Here is a 551-nt window from a genome sequence, read left to right on the forward strand (position 1 = left end):
CCACACCCTTCGGCTCACCCGTCGAACCCGACGTGAAAATCACATACGCCAAATCACCCCCCGACACCCCCACCGGCCCCGCCAACGGCACCGCACCCCAACACACATCCACCCCCGTCAAAACACACACCACCCCCGCACCCGCCAACATCCGCTCCCGCCGCACCACCGGCTGATCCACCCCCACCGGCACATAAACCCCACCAACCGCCAACACCCCCAACACCGCAACCACCTGATCAACACCCCGCGGCATCACCACACCCACCGCATCACCAACCCCCACACCAGCCCCCCGCAAAAACCCCGCCACCTCCAAAGCACGCCCAGCCAACTCCCCATACGAAACCGAAACCCCATCCCCCACCAACGCCACCCGACCCGGAAAACGCCCCGCCCACTCAAAAAACCCCCCATGCAGAACACCCTCCGGAACCACACCCCCCGTCCCATTCACCCGCTCACGAACCACCACCTGCCCCACCGGCAAACCCACCGGAACAACCCCCGACCAATCCCCCACCGCCAACCACCCCAACAACTCCCCAAAA

1 protein-coding gene is annotated in these 551 nt (G+C 65.3%); it reads right to left on the reverse strand.

Going from position 1 to position 551, the window contains the following annotated elements:
• The coding region (locus tag IEY93_RS39985) for an AMP-binding protein (RefSeq protein WP_308425776.1) at positions 1-523 on the reverse strand (523 nt) is incomplete at its 3' end.
• Positions 524-551: the final 28 nt, after the last annotated feature.

Origin of the sequence: Sphaerisporangium melleum (genome assembly GCF_014646695.1) — a bacterium.
Lineage (GTDB): Bacteria > Actinomycetota > Actinomycetes > Streptosporangiales > Streptosporangiaceae > Sphaerisporangium > Sphaerisporangium melleum.